Annotated in this window: 10 protein-coding genes; 1 reads left to right on the forward strand and 9 read right to left on the reverse strand. The window is 44.6% G+C overall.

Features of this window, described 5'->3' with window-relative positions; genetic code table 11:
• Positions 1-35 precede the first annotated feature (35 nt).
• The 9 genes from E0496_RS13945 to E0496_RS13985 all read right to left on the reverse strand — a co-directional run bounded on the left by E0496_RS13945 (position 36) and on the right by E0496_RS13985 (position 14,682).
• On the reverse strand, positions 36-2,816 hold the full coding sequence (locus tag E0496_RS13945) for an alpha-L-rhamnosidase (protein ID WP_141502372.1): 2,781 nt from the start codon (positions 2,814-2,816) through the stop codon (positions 36-38).
• A 26-nt stretch (positions 2,817-2,842) separates the two neighbouring features.
• Positions 2,843-3,058, reverse strand: coding sequence for a hypothetical protein (locus E0496_RS13950; RefSeq protein WP_141502374.1), 216 nt, complete (start codon positions 3,056-3,058; stop codon positions 2,843-2,845).
• A gap of 84 nt (positions 3,059-3,142) precedes the next feature.
• The gene (locus tag E0496_RS13955; RefSeq protein ID WP_141502376.1) at positions 3,143-5,893 is read right to left on the reverse strand and encodes an alpha-L-rhamnosidase; all 2,751 of its coding nucleotides are present in this window, start codon (positions 5,891-5,893) and stop codon (positions 3,143-3,145) included.
• Between the two features lie 183 nt (positions 5,894-6,076).
• Positions 6,077-8,353 carry a beta-glucosidase gene (locus E0496_RS13960; RefSeq protein ID WP_141502377.1) on the reverse strand — a complete coding sequence of 759 codons (2,277 nt, stop codon included), beginning with the start codon at positions 8,351-8,353 and terminating at the stop codon, positions 6,077-6,079.
• 52 nt (positions 8,354-8,405) lie between these two features.
• Positions 8,406-9,764, reverse strand: coding sequence for an MFS transporter (locus E0496_RS13965; protein WP_141502378.1), 1,359 nt, complete (start codon positions 9,762-9,764; stop codon positions 8,406-8,408).
• Positions 9,765-9,958: 194 nt separating this feature from the next.
• Positions 9,959-10,945: an alpha/beta hydrolase gene (locus E0496_RS13970; protein WP_141502380.1), complete on the reverse strand. Its 987-nt coding sequence runs from the start codon at positions 10,943-10,945 to the stop codon at positions 9,959-9,961.
• 101 nt (positions 10,946-11,046) lie between these two features.
• Positions 11,047-12,756 carry a type 2 periplasmic-binding domain-containing protein gene (locus tag E0496_RS13975; RefSeq protein ID WP_141502381.1) on the reverse strand — a complete coding sequence of 570 codons (1,710 nt, stop codon included), beginning with the start codon at positions 12,754-12,756 and terminating at the stop codon, positions 11,047-11,049.
• A 112-nt stretch (positions 12,757-12,868) separates the two neighbouring features.
• Positions 12,869-13,744, reverse strand: a complete 876-nt coding sequence (locus E0496_RS13980; protein ID WP_141502383.1) for a carbohydrate ABC transporter permease — start codon at positions 13,742-13,744, stop codon at positions 12,869-12,871.
• A gap of 11 nt (positions 13,745-13,755) precedes the next feature.
• Positions 13,756-14,682 carry an ABC transporter permease gene (locus tag E0496_RS13985; protein ID WP_141502385.1) on the reverse strand — a complete coding sequence of 309 codons (927 nt, stop codon included), beginning with the start codon at positions 14,680-14,682 and terminating at the stop codon, positions 13,756-13,758.
• A gap of 251 nt (positions 14,683-14,933) precedes the next feature.
• Between E0496_RS13985 and E0496_RS13990 the strand changes: the two genes are divergently transcribed.
• On the forward strand, positions 14,934-16,613 hold the full coding sequence (locus E0496_RS13990) for a sensor histidine kinase (protein ID WP_141502387.1): 1,680 nt from the start codon (positions 14,934-14,936) through the stop codon (positions 16,611-16,613).
• Positions 16,614-16,623: the final 10 nt, after the last annotated feature.

Here is a 16,623-nt window from a genome sequence, read left to right on the forward strand (position 1 = left end):
CTTCGCAAATAGCCATGAAACGCAAATTGGGGCTCTTACGTTTTTTCGCTAATCTCTTCATAACTACCAACAGCATCATTTTGTAAACAAGCAAACTGATAGTGACCAGACATCACATGAAGGCATACCAAGCCCATTTCCAATTCAACTTTTTCAATCCCAGCTTCTCCGCATAAGATTTTTAATTGATCATCTTGACAAGGCAATATTATTTTGGCTTGCGTATTAGCGGGAACTTCAAAGTAAAATTCAATATGGTCCGCTTTCATGAACCACTCGCTTTTTATAACGCCAAATGCGCTTCGATAGCTTGCTTTTGCATAGTTGAGCCGTTTATTCGGCTTTGGAGCTAGTAGAAATTGATTTTCAGCCTGCCTTCGGTCGAGGAAATTAATTCCTGCTACACATTGAAATAGCCAACCAACCACCGCGCCAAAAGAGTAGTGGTTCAGGGATGCATCTTGGGGAACATTATCTTGACCGATACTTTCCCAATGCTCCCAAATCGTTGTTGCTCCTTTGGTGACTGCATATAACCAACTTGGTGGTGTCGTTTGCAATAGTAATTGATAGGCAATATCGTTATGCCCATATTTGGTTAAGATCCGACATATATATGGTGTGGATAGGAAACCTGTCCCGATATGAAAATCGTTTTCTCGGACCAATTGCGCAAGCTGATCAGCCGCCAATTGTCGTTTATCCTCCGGCAGCAGGCCTAGGGCTAATGGTCGAACCAAATGAGCCTGTCTCTTCGAATGAACTTCGCCATCATTAGTAAAATTATAAACATAGGCTTTGGTTGCAAGGATGGACAGTTCTCGATAATACTTAGCCTCATCATGTTTATCCAGAGCTTCCGCGCATTCTGCCAACAAACGGCTGGAATAGGCGTAATAGGCGGTCGCAACTTCAGGATCAGAAAAAACAAGATTCACAAATAATGCTAGTGATCCCTTTCTATCGGGCTCCGCCCACTCCCCCCAATGAAATTTGGTATCCCATGTATATTCGCGAAAAGGATTTTCATCAAATTCCCTTACCCAATGGGTTTCTTTAGCATTTTCTGCTTGGTAATCCACCCATTTTTTCATTGCATTCCAATTTTCATGTAAAATTCGTTTGTTGCCATACATCTTCCATAATGTCCACGGGACAATGACAATCGCATCTCCCCATCCGGCAGAACCTTCTATGGTCAGATTTTCTTGATTGTTTTCTTCAGCTTTGGGATAAATTCTCGGTGTAATATTGTAAATCATGCCATCTTCTCTTTGTTGTGCAGCTACGTCTTTTAACCATTTAGACATAAAAGGGTATGTCTCCATCAACAAACTTCCTGTATGCATAAAAACTTGAATATCGCCTGTCCAGCCTGCTCTTTCGCGTTGCGGACAGTCTGTAGGGATATCAACGAAGTTTCCTTTTTGACTCCATTTTGTATTGTGAACCAGTTGATTCACTAAATCATTAGAACAATGGAAATCACCTGTTTCCACAAGATCGGAATAAACGGCTATTGCAGTAAAATGGTTGGGATGTACCTCTTCCGGCCAGTTTTGCAATAATACATACTGAAATCCATGAACCGTAAACCGGGGTTTGTACGATTCTCTGCCTTTACCATTTAAGGTATAGCAAATTTTCTGTTCTAAATCTTTATGATCCGGGCGCTGATGACTTAAGTTTTTTAATGTGAAATTCCCGTTTTCGTCCAATGTTTCCCCGTGCAATAGACTTATTTGGTGCCCGTGAGGGCCTTTCACAGAAAATTGAACATAACCAGTCATATTTTGCCCAAAGTCCAACACGGTGTTGCCATCCGGGGTTTTCATCATTTTAGGTGTAAATTGCTCTCTCTCTACAATAGGAACACTATTGGAAGCAACGAGTAACTGGGGTTTCCAATCTCCCAATTTAGGAGAGTGCCAAGAACGATCATCGAATAAAGGCTTGGACCAATCCGTTAATTCTTTTCGAGCATCATAGATTTCTCCATCTTGAAGGTCGTTAAAGAGGATCGGTCCTTCATTTGTCGCTCTCCATGTATCATTTGTAATGATTGTTTTTATTTCACCTGATTCATATTCCATTTCAAGTTGTGCAAATAATTGAAGTTGGCTTCCAAAAACATTGGTGGTCCCTTTAATACCGTTTCTCCCCCGAAACCATCCATCGCCTAAAATAACACCTATGGCATTGTCACCATTCTCAATTACATGTGTCACATCATAAGTTTGGTATTGCAGCCGTTCAGAATAATTAGTTGCTCCTGGAGCAAGTATTTGATTTCCTATTCGCTTTCCGTTAAGCCAACCTTCATAAACACCGCATGCTGTAATGTACAAGCGAGCTTTAGTAAAACCTTGCTCCACAGTGAATATCTTTCGTAAAAAAGATGCAGGGTAGCGTTCATTTTCCTTCGTCTCCAATTCTGGATTAATCCATTCGGCCTGCCAATCCTTCTGCTGGTTTAATAAGCCCATTTCAAAAAACGATGTGTAACTCCAATAACTTTCCATTCCCGTCTGATCCCAAATTTTCACTCTCCAGTAGATTCGTTGACGGCTTTGAAGTTCGGGACCTTGATAAAGATTATGTGCAGATTGATCAGTTACTATTTTATTCGAATCCCAAAATAAACGTCCTGCTTGTAAGTCAATCTCACTTTCCGCCATTTGAATATGAAATGCCGTTTGTTTTTCACCCCAGCAGCTTTCTTTAATATTGAATTGCCAAGAGAAGCATGGATTCGGATCATCTATACCGATTGGATCATCTAAGAAATTACATCGTAATTGTATCGGGTTCATCATTATACTGAGACTCTCCTTTTTCTCACTTATGCCTTGATTGCGGCCAAATCAGCTGCGATGGCTTTAACTTTATCTGGGGACAGATTAGCTTGTTGGAAGCCTTCTAATTCTTTGAGCGTGTAGGCATGAATTAGGAAGACCGCGGGAGTGGCCGAGATGCCCGGCAAATACTTCTCCAATATGGTAGTCGCCGCTGGGTTGTTCAAAAGATGACCCAGTTTACAATTTTCATCAAAAAACACATGTATCGCCTCCAATGATAAAGAATTGACCTGCTTCAGCAGCAGGCCAGAAATAAGATAAGGTCTCGATGTGAACTTTAAACGTTATCGCACCAAATTCCGACTATACGTAAATTTATATTCCCCGCTACCGAGGTATATAGGTTCTGAATGATCTAATAGCAATGTTGCTTTCGTATTTACCGGAATGTGAAGCTTAACTTCTTGCAGCGCTTCATCTTGTTTCCATTCCACGCGAATAGTGCCATGAACGCTCTCATAAGAGCCCATTGCATAATCAAGCCCACATGAAAAATCGGGTTTGATCACGATTTGATCGAAAGTTATGCCCGTCTGCTCTATTCCAAGAACTCTGCGATAAATAAAATCTCCGACGCAACCGAAGGCATAATGATTAAATGAACCTTCTCCCACTTTTCCGTCTTGTCGAATCGCATCCCATGACTCCCACATTGTCGTGGCTCCATTTTCAATTTCATAGAGCCAAGACGGATACCGATTCTGATAAAGAAGTTCGTATGCGACTTCTTTATGACCGTTGTCATACAAAACGTCAAGGAGATATGGAACAGACATGAAACCTGTATCCAAGCAGTTACCATTCAAACGAATAAGCTCGACGAGCCTTGCGGCGAGTAACGGCCTTTGGGCATCTGACACCATTTTCATCTGTAAGGCCAGCACATAGTTCCCTTGATAAGAATTTTTCAACGTTCCGTCTTCCTCAACATATTCCTCTTCATAGGCTTGTCGAATTCTTTTTGCAATACATTGGTATTCATTAGCTTTTTCGGCATAGCCGAGTGTCAAACAGATATAGCTAAAAATTTCCGCACTGTTTGCATAAAGCGATGTACTCACTAAATCTTTCGTCAAATAAGCAGACTTCGGACCGTCCGCAAAACCCGCTTCGTTGACAATGCTTGGCGCTAGCCAATCTCCTAAATGAAATCCAGTATTGATCATGTATTTCTGATTCTCTAACTTTCTCCCCTCCATAGCTGCAGCTTCAGGAGGAAGTTCAGATGCCGTCTTCTCCAAGTGCTTCATCCATTGTTCCATCGCGTCGAAATGCTTGGACAATATTGTGGGATCACCGTAACATTGGTACAAATCCCAGGGCAACGTCACGATGACATCCCCCCACCCGATCGAGCCTGAAAAGTGCATATGCATGTAGCTTCTAAGTTTTGGAACGATATTAAGCACTTGGCCATCTGGTAGCTGATCCGCTTTAAGATTTCGTATCCATGAATCAAAGAAACCAATCAGATTCTGGTTATAGAGAGCTGTTTTAGCGTAAATGAGTACGTCCCCCGTCCACCCCGCCTTCTCTCGGGTTGGGCAATCGGTAGGGATTCCGACCATGTTGGAGCGTTGGCTCCAATATATATTGGACTGAAGCTGGTTTAACTTTTCATTGGAGCAATGAAAGCTGCCAGTAATTTCATTATCGGAGCTAATGGCAATCGCTTGAAATTGATCTTTATTCAGCTCGCCGACATATCCTTTGACTCGGACATATCGAAATCCATGGTAAGTGAATTTCGGTTCAAAAACTTCTGTACCCGTGCTGGAACATATATAAATGTCGGTTTGTTTTCGGTGGTCATCCGGGAACGGATAGAAGAAATTCCCGTTTTCGTCTAACGTTTCCCCGTGTTCAAACGCAACCTCCATTCCCTCGAACCCTGTGATTTTCGCCCTGATATAACCAGCCATATTCTGGCCAAAGTCGATGACCTTGTCTCCATTTGGTGTTGTCAGTATGCTTTTCGCATCAATCACGGCAAACGCTCGAATCGGCGTGTTGGGTTGCGCAAACAATCGCTTTTTATCAAAATCCTTCACCTGAACGTTTGCCCATGCTGAATCATCAAAGCTTGCAATGGAATACCCGTCCTTTTCCAGCCTCGCATCATATTTCACACCGGTAAATAAATCTGCGTACCGATAAGGCCCATCATACGAAAATTTGAAAGTTTCGTCGGTGTTGATTGTTTCAAACGAGCCATCCTCAAAAGTAATTTCCAATTGCAACAACAAACCGAGCGTATCCCCATAATCGTTGCCTCGACCGGTCGCTAATTTACTTTTATACCAACCGTCCGCTATGGTCACGCCTAAAGCATTTTCTCCATGAATGACATGGTTAGTAACATCATACGTTTGGTATTTTAGAAGTTTATCGTAAGAGGTATATTCAGGCGCGAGAAGAGCATCCGTAATGGCTCTGCCATTCACTTGAATGTCGTAAACGCCATGTGTGGTCATATATATTCTTGCTTTTTTTATTTTTTTTGAAATGCCAAACTCTTTTCGAATCATTACGGCTGGATGATAAGGCTGTAGAGGGAGGCTTGCCATAACCACATCTAAATCGACGTAATCGGGTTGTTCACCTCTCACGATCTTGCCTACGAATTCATACCATATTTCTTCTGCAGTGATATAAGGGTTATGCTCTAGTATTTCTAATGGCTCGGGTTCCACGAATGAGGCGGTCCAATCTTCTTCATGAAGAAAAGCAGTTTCAAAAGTATTTTCTTCCGATTCAGCTTGGTTATTAGCATCGTCCCAAATCTGGATTCGGTAACGGTATTCTGTTCTGGAGATAAGGGAATCCCCCTCGTACAGAATCGCAAATGCTCGCCCACTTTCAATCCTTCCGCTATCCCAGATCATCTCAGTCCCTTGATGAACGACAATTTGATAAGCTTTTTGGTAAGTATTATGCCTGTCCGAATAAATTTTCCAACCAAAGATAGGAGTTTTATTATCCATACCAATTGGATTTAATAAATAATCACATTGAACGTCAGTAATATAGAGCATATTTATCCCTCCACATTTGAAAAATCGGCCATTAATCAACAAACTCGCCCAATGAATCTTCCCTTAACACCACTCCTTATCATCCAATAGAATTAAGCCTATATGGAATAAAAAAAATCACCCTTATTTTAGAGTGAAGGGCCCGCTGCGCTTATCAGCAGCGCAGCCGAGCCCTTACGTCCTTCAGATCTCCTGCTTCACTGCAGCGTTGAACTGCTCCAGCAGCTGGCTTAAAGTGTCTTCTGTCATCGCCCCTCCTGTAAATGGAAGCAGAGCACGCAGCGGCATATAACGCATGGCCGCGAGCATCATATCAGAAGATACCGCATCTGAGGGGCCGGACTGAGGCGCCATACTTTGCAAATACTGCAGGATAGGCGCAGTCTTGGGATTAGCCATTAGCTCTCCAAGCGTGGAATTACGATGGTATACCGGCACCCTTTCAAGCGTTGAAACGACATGTACCGAAGCTTCAAGCTGAATATCGCGCGATGATTTACCTACAAGAATACGATAATCTCCGGTTTCTGCTTCCCAATCCCCGAGAGACGGGTTGTAACTGGCAAAGCTTCGCTTATTTAGGGAGAAACAGATCGTCTGCTCTTCGCCTGGCTCAAGCGTAACCTTCGCGAAACCCTTAAGCTCTTTCTCTGGCCGAATCATGCTGGACTCCTCATCCTTAACATACAACTGAACAATTTCCTGACCTCGGCGTTCCCCCGTATTCTTGATCGTTACCGTTACATCAATCATTTCTAGATCAGTAATTTGTGCATGGCTTACATGCAATCCAGAGTAGTCAAAGGTTGTATAGCTAAGTCCGTAACCAAATGGGAACAATGGTTTAATATCTTTGGCATCATAATAACGGTATCCAACAAACAATCCCTCTCGGTATTCCACACGATCGCCCTCACCGGGAAAATTGAGGTATGAAGGGTTATGTCTGAGGCTGGCAGGGAACGTTTCAGCCAGCTTGCCGCTCGGATTGGCTTCGCCAAACAAGAGATCAGCTATGGCTCCGCCCGCCGCTTGTCCGCCCAAATAGCCCTCAAGCACCGCTTTGGCCTGTGGCAGCCACGGCATGACAACAGGCGCACCGTTGCTAAGCACAACGACAATATTGGGCTGAACCTGAGCAATCTCCGCAATCAATCGCTGTTGATTAAGCGGCAAGTCTAGATGACTGCGGTCATAGCCCTCCGATTCATATCGGTCAGGCAAGCCTACGAATAACAATGCGATAGTAGAGGAAGCCGCTTGACGTTTTGCTTCATCAATCAATTCTTCATTAATGTCATCCAATTCCAGATCATAGCCTTGAGCATAGACAACAGTGGCCGCATCGCCTGCAAGCTTAACGATTTCCTGATAAGCATGATCTAAGCGTGTTGGCTTAATATGTGAGCTTCCGCCGCCTTGATAGCGTACCTTATCAGCCATTGCTCCAATTACAGCTATTTTTTCATTTTTTTCCAAAGGCAGAATTGCATCCTCATTTTTCAGCAAAACCATCGTTTCTCTGGCCGTTTCCCGCGCCAGCGTGTGATGTGCCGCTTGATCATATTCAGCGCCGAATTGACGATTGTCTGCTGCCTTGAATATAACCGTAAGCAAGCGTTCAACCGATTCGTCCAACACAGTGACATTAAGCTTTCCGGAAAGGACAGCATCAACAATTTTTTGCTGTCCGACACCGTGGCTAGCCGGCATCTCCAGCTCCATGCCAGCGGCAACGCTAGCGACCGCTTCGTTGACAGCTCCCCAATCGGATACTACAATGCCGAGATGTCCCCATTCCTCTTTCAAAATAGATGTCAGCAAGCTCGCGTTTTCCGAACAATATTCACCGTTGAGCCGATTATAAGCAGACATGACGGTCCATGGCTGCGACTTCTTGACTGCAATCTCAAAACCAGTCAAATAAATCTCGCGAAGCGTCCGTTCATCGACAACAGCATCAGTCGTCATACGGCGATGTTCTTGATTGTTGACGGCAAAATGTTTCAACGAAGTGCCTACTCCTTGGCTTTGTACACCTGCGATATGTGCAGCTGCCATTTCTCCAGTCAAATAGGGATCTTCGGAAAAATATTCAAAATTACGGCCGCAAAGCGGTGAACGTTTGATATTGGCTCCAGGTCCTAGCAAAATAGCTACATCCTCGGCCTGGCTTTCTTTGCCCAGCGCTTCCCCAACGCGCTGCACAAGCTCGCGGTTCCATGAGCTTGCCAGTCCAGCAGCAGACGGAAAGCAGGTTGCAGGAACGCTTTCATTCAATCCAAGATGATCAGATGGCCCCTTCTGCTTGCGTACGCCATGCGGACCGTCTGTCAATGTAATAGAGGGAATCGACAGCCTGTCTATGCCTTTTGTTGTCCAGAAGGAATCTCCTGAGCATAATCCGGCCTTTTCTTCCAGCGTTAGTTGCTCCACCAATTGCTTAATGTCTCGTTTCACGAATAAATCTCTCCTTTAATTTAAAGTCCGCTTCAGGTTCGACTAATAGATCTTACAACTTATGATTTCTTCGATTCTCCAAATCGTTTAAAATCTGGACATATTGCTTCTCTAAAGAGAAATTAAATAGTAGAAACGCTATGAGAATGTAGACGATAATAGGAATATAGATATTAAAGCCAATTATCATCTGCATAGCCGCCTCTCCCTGTTCAGCAGCACCTTCCTTGTAATTCCCCCATGCCAGCATCCAGCCGATTAACGCGGTGCCGATTGCTGTACCAATCTTCTGTCCAAAGCTGCTGACGCTATTGGTAAGCCCTACAATTCGCTGTCCATGTTTCCATTCCCCATACTCAATGGTATCTGTCAACAGCGGCATAATCACAATCATGAGTGGAATCATACCGAAGGATTGCAGAATTGAACCAACAAGACCCAGAGATATGCTCTCTACATCCAGCAGGCGAAGCAGTGCTCCCGCAATACCAATAACGAGCCCGATTATTGCCGTATTTCGTTTGCCAATTCGTTTCATGACTGGTCCTGAGCCTAGGAAGATAACAACAACTGGAATAAATCCGATCGCCCCCATGATGCTTACTAGATTTACGTTGCCCCAAATGTATTTGGCATAGTACATACCGGACGTTGTGGAAGAGGCGAATAAGATATTAGCGAGTAAGCCTACGGCTACAACGATTACCCAATACTTGTTCGTCACAAGCAGCCTTAGCCCTGACCAAAGCGAATATGATTTTTTGATTTCACCGAGTTCTTTCAAATGGCTTGTATTGTATTTTTCCTTGGTGGAACGGAAGGCGATGTAGATACCCACGGCGGCCATCAGTCCATAAATGGAAGCAAGAAGCGTCCACTGCAGACGCCCTCCTCCCATAGCATTTACAATCGGAACAAAGCCAATCGCCACAGCCATACCTGCCAGATAACCAAAGCCCGCCCGGTAAACCCCCATCAACGCCCGATCCTGCTGGCTGCGTGTGGTTAAAGCCATAAGGCTGTTGTACGGAATAGAGGTCGGAGTATACACACAAATAAAAAAGAGCAAGTTTGTGATTACGGCATAAGTTACCTTTACCCCGGAGCTTAAATCAGGCACACTAAAGAGCAGAAAGATTGAAGCAAGCATCGGTAGGATCATCCACAACAGCCACGGCTTCGCCTGGCCATGCCTTGACTTCGTGCGATCAATCAATATGCCCATTCCAACATCTGCGAATGCATCCAGAAGCTTGGTAAACATCAGAATCGTTCCAACAATTGCGGCCGAAACGCCGACAATATCCGTATAGTAATACATCATCATACCCACAAGTCCCGTGCTGATGTTTAAGGAAAATTGCCCCATCGCGTCTCCTGCAAGACTACGGTTCGTTCGTTCTCTTGACACTTCTCTTCCTCCTATAAAACGATCTCGTTGTTATAAGATAAGTGTAAGACTAGAGCGGGTTTGCCGATATAACGCGTTTTGAACTTTACATATCGCGATGTAAAGATTACAAGGCAGACAATCAGATGAAAGAGAATGCCTGACATTGCGTCTTTACTTCTGTTTATTCAAAAATTAAAAATCGCATTACAATGCTAATCTAGCGGAATTGCCTTGAGATCAAAATTCAATTGTTCCATTACCTCTTGCGAAGCAATTTCCCCGCCCCATTCGTTGATTTGTCGAATAGAGACCTGTAAAGCATCCTGCAATTGCGGGCTATTTTCCAGCATCGGAAGTGCCTGATAGATTAATGTTTTGCAAGCTGGATTTTTTAATAGAACGCCCAGTTGAACATCTATATCATATTCGCTGATATTTTCATCCAACAGAATATCCTGATCTGATGCAAATTCACCGAACACCTTTTTTAGCCATGAGATACACAGATCAAACCATTTTGCCGCGTCGCCATCCACCATTGAACGCAACCCTCCTGATGTAACCGGAGCTGCAAGTGATAGGCCATGTACACCGTTCCGAAATATATGCAAGTCGAATGGTACCTTGAACTGCTCCAAAGCGGAAGCCAAAGCCAAAGCATTGTTTACCGGTACCAGCGTATCCTCGAAGGTATGAAATATAAAAGCCGTCGGCGTTGCCGCGTCTACGGCCGTGTCTATACCCGGCAATGGCGAGGGAAATATGCTGCTCGTTGTCGCCAGGATTTGAGGATATCCCAATATCATGGCATCCGGACGAATGCGTCCCATCGTGCCTAATGCCGAAGCCAAATGCCCGCCTGCCGAGAAGCCGCATACTGCCACCTTAGTTGGGTCAACACCCCATTGCTGGCTATTGTCGCGAATAAGCTCAAGCGCTTCTTCCGCATCATTCAAAGGCTTTGGGAAACAGGCATTGTGATTCAATGAGTACCTCAGTACAAACGCTTGGTATCCCTCAGCCAAAAATGCCATTGCCACCGGCTCAGCCTCTCGATCTGAACATCCACGGTAAGCGCCGCCTGGAAAAATCAGAATCGCGGGCCGATTGTGGGTATTCCGCATTTCGTTCGACTGGTCGAGCAGATAAGCGGTCAAAGTAACATTTTCATTTGTTAAAGAGCGAGTTATTAGTCTCATAGAATCCTTCCATTCGTTATAAGATTTGTATCTTTCGCTGAACGGTCCCATTAAATGACAGAAAGGCTATGGTTTGAACCCAGAGCCTTCCTGTCGCATTGCTATTTCTTAACGGTAGCGTACCACTCATTAACTTCCTTGGTGATGTCATCCCCGCCAGACGATTTCCATTTCTGAACGAACGTATCAAATTCCTCAACTGGCTTTTTGCCATAAATAATCTCGATATACGTATCCATTTGCATTTTAGTAAGTAGTTCTTTTCTTGATAGCATTGTCTTCGTAGACGGTCCTTGGAAGTATTCCGGTACGTCGGTATCGGTCTGCTCGGTCCCAACCAGAATCGCTTTGGTTGTGAAATGTTCAAGTGGATTGGTATCGTCAATGCCTAAAATGCCTGTCGGAGCGAGCGCGGCAAGATCTGCGTTCGTCAAAGCTTCGCCTTTTGCCATTTTAAGGTTGGCCTCTAGCCTTTTGGAAGGATAAACAGCATCTGCGCCTGCAATCGTGTATTTCATCGTTGGGGTTTTTCCACCTGGAATCTGCTTTTCGTCCATGTTCGCTTTCCCATCCTGAATGATATAATCGTAGCCATCCTGAAACCCTTTGAAAATGAAGGGATCATCTGAAATGTACGAATCATACAGAGCGTTCTGATAATGGAAGAACGCTTGCAAAGCTTCTTCAGAGATATCCTTGCTGATTAGTATCGCGCTGGAATACGGATTCCCTACCGTACGCATATTTTCACTGTTGACTCCTTTAGGCAGCGGGTATGAATTATAAATCGCCGTAGGATTGGAAGCCAGCAGCATGGAGCCCGGGTACACCATCATCCAGCTCTCGCCACCCAGCATACCCACTTTTCCTGCCGTTACGTTCTCGGCCACCTTATTGAAATCATGGAGCGCTATATCGCTCGCGATAAAACCCTTGTTCTTCCACTCGTTTAATTTCCCGAGAGCCGTCTTGACCCCTGGCTGAATGGAGCCATATTGTAGATTGCCGTCAGCGCTTGGATACCATCTCTCCGGTATGGCACCAAATAGGCCAAAAATCCATGAGGAGTCTCCCATCGGAGCCCCCAGCATTTGATCTTTCATCGCTATCTCCAACCCTACCGTATCTTTCTTTCCGTTACCGTCTGGGTCTTGGTTAACGAAGGCATCCATCAGTGCCTCCATCTCCTCCAATGTATTCGGTGCCTTCATATTGAGCTTATCCAACCAATCCTGACGAATCCAGAGAGTCGATTGGGTTCCCATGGTCGGCCTAAGCACAGGAATTGCAAATTTCTTTCCATCCTTCATAAACGGATACCATGCTGTGGGATCGTCATTAACAGCAGCCTTCCACGTATCCGAAGCATACTTGTCGAACGCTTCCGTTACATCCAGCAACTTGCCTGAATCGATAAACGTATTAATTGTATTCGCCTGATTGGCAACGAACAGGTCTGGCATTTTGTCCCCGGAGGAAAGCATCAGCTTCAGCTTGGTATCGTAGGAACCGTCTCCGGAAGCCGAGGTCCATAAGGTCTTCAACTCCACGCCCAGTGTCTCCTTCGCCCAACGGGTATGAACATTATCCATGTAGTTTTCGCCATTTTTGAATTTGACAGTCGGGTCCTCACCTCTCACCATCGTGATCGTTACGGCAGGTTCGATTTTGCCATCAACGATTTTCAGCTCTGCCGACTTTTCTGGCTGTTTCGTATTTCCCGGCTCATTGCCGTTGCTGCATGCGATTACAGAGCTGAAGCTAAGAGCCAAAACGAGACTGGTGAAAATGATTTTTTTCTTATTTCGCATTTTGTATACCCCCAATTTATAAATAGCTGCTTGCCTTTTTATTGTAATAGCGCTTTCAAGTCGTGAATATAACGATAATGAAAGATGCGATAGCGGTATCTTAACTTGCCCTTTATTCTTTAACTGCTCCAATAACGATGCCCGCTGTGAAAAACTTTTGCAGAACAGGATAAATAAATAAGATCGGCAGTGCCCCAATCAACACCTGGGCAGCCCGAATGGAACGGTTATTGATCTTGGCGATTTCATTCACATTGCCGGCATCGACAATGGGAACCGCAATCAGCGATTTCAACAGTGTACTAAGCGGAACGTTGTCCCCTCTCATATAAATCGATCCCATAAACCATTCATTCCAATCATTTACGACCATGAACAGACCAACGGTAGCCAGAACAGGCAGCGACAGCGGCAGAAACATTCTAAAGAACACCTGCCAGTGATTGGCCCCATCTATAAAGGCTGACTCTTCGATTTCTTTAGGCAGCGCTTTGAAAAAATTCATAATCAGGATCAGATAAAAAACATTAACGACTCCAGGAAGGATAAGTGCCCAGATTGAATTATACAATCCGATTTTGGTAACGAGCAGATACGTAGGGATCAGCCCGCCGTTAAAAAGCATCGCGACAATGAACAGTCCGACAAAGCCCTTGTAGCCAGCGATGCCGTCCCTTCCTCCCCCCTTGGACAATACATAAGCTGCCATACAATTAATGATTAAAGAAAGAGCCAAACTCAAAGCCGTTCGCTGCACGGAAAGCCATATGGAAGGCAGAAATACAGGATTTTCCAGCGCTTTTGAATAGGAATTAAAGTTTAACTCAATCGGAAGAAAGGTAACCTTGTTTGCCATAACTGCCGTGCTTGAGCTTAATGATATCGCAATGACATGAAGCAATGGAACAATACAGATGAGCGCCAGCAAAACCATCAGAACATTGTTGAAGCTCTGGAACCAGCGTTGAGGCTTTGAAGTAACTTGCATGAGAATCCCCCTTAGAAAATTTTGTAATCTGCTACCTTGTAGGCTACCCTATATGCTCCCATAATAAGGATTAGGCTGACGATGGATTTGAATAAGCCTACGGCTGTAGAGAAGCTATAATTACCGTCAATTAAACCAACTCGGTAAACGAATGTATCAATAATATCGCCTTTCTCATAGACGAGAGGATTATACAAATTGAAAATTTGATCAAAGCCTGCATTCAGCACCTGGCTTAACGAAAGCGTAAGCACGACGGCCATCGTGGGAATCATCGAAGGCAGCGTAATATGCAGCACCTGCTTCCATTTTCCGGCCCCGTCCAGCTGTGCCGCTTCATAAAGTGCTGGATTAATGCCAGCCATTGCTGCCAGAAAGATGATCGAACCGTATCCAAATTCCTTCCATACCTCGCTCGAGACGACCGTAAAGAGGAACCAGTTGTTATCTCCTAGAAAAAAGATTGGCTTAATGCCCATCCCCTGCAGCACCTGATTGACCAGACCAGTGTCCGGGTTAAGCAACTCCACGAAAATACCGCCAAGCACGACCCATGAAAGAAAGTGAGGCAGGAACACGAACGTTTGAACGGTGCTTCTCAGCGCCTTGCGCCGGACCTCATTAATAAGCAGAGCAAAGCCCAGAGTAGATACAAAACCAAAAAACATCTTTAGTACCGCAATTCGCAGCGTATTCCAGATCACCTGAACACTGTCAGGATACTCAAATAAAAATTTGAACTGATCCAAGCCCACCCAATCTGAATTCAGAATGCCATGATATGGCTTATAGTCTTGAAAAGCCATGACCAATCCACCCATCGGCATATAAACAAAGATTAGGACAAGCAGGACAGCGGGTATAAGCATCAGATAAAGCTGCCAGCTGTCCTTCCTTCGTACTATTTTTCCCCTGTGTTTCTTAGCTGCCATTTCCATGAAAATCCTCCTACACAATAAAATTTTATCGATGGCTTTAGTGTAAGGGCAGAATCATTTCCTGGATATAATGCAATGCAAAGGGTTGATACCGTTTTCTTAACTTGTCTAGACTTGAGGATATCGTTTTACAAACATTCGTTATTCATTCTTAAGATTCCGGTCTGAAGAGGCGACGGAGCGTTGTAAACAGCCACGCTTATGCCTACAATAAGGGTAAGCTACAGAAACATCAAAAAGGAATCGGTGCCATGTTCAAACCCTATCCGCCATTGCTTAGGCAATACCCGACATTCATTAAAATATCACTGTTAATTCTCTCAACCACTATTATCGTCATGCTCATGTACAGCTACAGCATTCAATCCAGCTTGAATACGGTTCGTGAAGATATACAAGCCAACAATCTGAATCGCATCCGATTTGCTGTGAGCAGTCTGGATTATAATGTAGAGCAGCTGTCCATGCTGGCAGCCGCGCTGGAGACTGATTCCAAGGTCGCTCTTCTGCCTTCCGTTGATTTGCTGGATAGCTTTGAGCAGATCGTTCTGATTAAAGACTTGACGGAAAAGATGAATCTTCAAAGCTTCTCAGAGGGCTGGAATAATCGGGTAGCCATCTATTCTACTGTCCTGAACACGTGGATCGGCACGTCCCCTACCTGGGCAGCACCGATCCTTGGCGAAAACAGCAATGATTGGGTGATGGATTCCTCGCTTCAAACCTTCGCCTTATACCGTTATCATGATGGATTTACCATCCAGGTGGCATTCCCTCAAACGAATATAACGGATATGCTTAACCGGGCGATTATTGACAGTAATGATGCTTTTTTCTTCAAGGAAGGTAGCCCGATTCTCCTAAATGATCATTCTGATGAACCGAAAGTACAAAAGCTGCTTCATCTTCTTGCCCCGAGACTGCATCAGTCTGAAGGCACAGAAACCTTGTCCATTGGCAATATCTCCTATATGGTCAATTACTTGCGTTCCGAGACGCTTGGCTGGTATATGATTGACTATGTACCGCTTGATGAGGCGCTGCAGCCCATTATCAAAACGCAAAATACGTTCTATCTCGCCTGTATCATCCTGCTGCTGGCCAGCATTCTGACGATTTTGTTTCTTTATCGCAAGGTGCAATTGCCCATCGTCACATTGCTGAAGGGGGTGCGCTTGCTTAAACACGGAGATTTTTCCTATAGAATCAAACGGTCCAGTCAAAATGAATTTGATATCCTGTACGGGAGCTTCAATGACATGGCCAGCCAGATCGAAGATTTGATCGAAAAGGTGTACAAAGAAAAAATAGTATCGCGGGAGGCCATGGTCAAACAACTTCAAGCGCAAATTAATCCTCATTTTCTGTATAACTGCCTGTTCTTTATCAATAATATGACACGGCTCGGCAATGAGGAGGCGGTCACCGCGATGACACAAAATCTCGCTGAATATTTTCGATATACAACCCGGCTGAACGAACCGGTCACTACATTGGAGAAGGAAATAGCCGTTGTCGAGAACTACATGAGTATTCAAAGTCTCCGGATAGAGCGGCTGCAATATAACATTTCCATACCAGAATCGATGAGAACGCTCCGTATCCCCAAGCTTCTCATTCAACCGCTCGTGGAGAACAGTGTTGTACACGGCATCGAGAACAAGCGGAGTGCAGGCATTGTCAGCGTGATAGGTTTCGAGACTGAAACACAATACCGAATCAGCATCGAAGATGACGGCAAGGGACTGAGTCGCGAAGAAATCGGCGCCCTAGCCGTTCGCATAAAGCTTCCGCTTGACGATTCTATGGGTTGTGCGCTGTGGAATATTCAGCAGCGAATGATCATTCACTTCGAGTCGCCATCTGGTATTGAATTTGCCTGCAACGCAAGCGGTGGACTAACGGTCACGTTGTTTTGGCCTAAACCATAAAGTTACTTAG

This window comes from Paenibacillus luteus, assembly GCF_006542765.1.
Classification (GTDB): Bacteria; Bacillota; Bacilli; order Paenibacillales; family Paenibacillaceae; genus Pristimantibacillus; species Pristimantibacillus luteus.

Coding starts and splice junctions, on each gene's coding strand:
- E0496_RS13945 (WP_141502372.1), bottom strand. CDS start 2,816: ATGATGAACCCGATACAATTACGATGTAATTTCTTAGATGATCCAATC.
- E0496_RS13955 (WP_141502376.1), bottom strand. CDS start 5,893: ATGCTCTATATTACTGACGTTCAATGTGATTATTTATTAAATCCAATT.
- E0496_RS13970 (WP_141502380.1), bottom strand. CDS start 10,945: ATGAGACTAATAACTCGCTCTTTAACAAATGAAAATGTTACTTTGACC.
- E0496_RS13975 (WP_141502381.1), bottom strand. CDS start 12,756: ATGCGAAATAAGAAAAAAATCATTTTCACCAGTCTCGTTTTGGCTCTT.
- E0496_RS13980 (WP_141502383.1), bottom strand. CDS start 13,744: ATGCAAGTTACTTCAAAGCCTCAACGCTGGTTCCAGAGCTTCAACAAT.
- E0496_RS13985 (WP_141502385.1), bottom strand. CDS start 14,682: ATGGAAATGGCAGCTAAGAAACACAGGGGAAAAATAGTACGAAGGAAG.
- E0496_RS13990 (WP_141502387.1), top strand. CDS start 14,934: ATGTTCAAACCCTATCCGCCATTGCTTAGGCAATACCCGACATTCATT.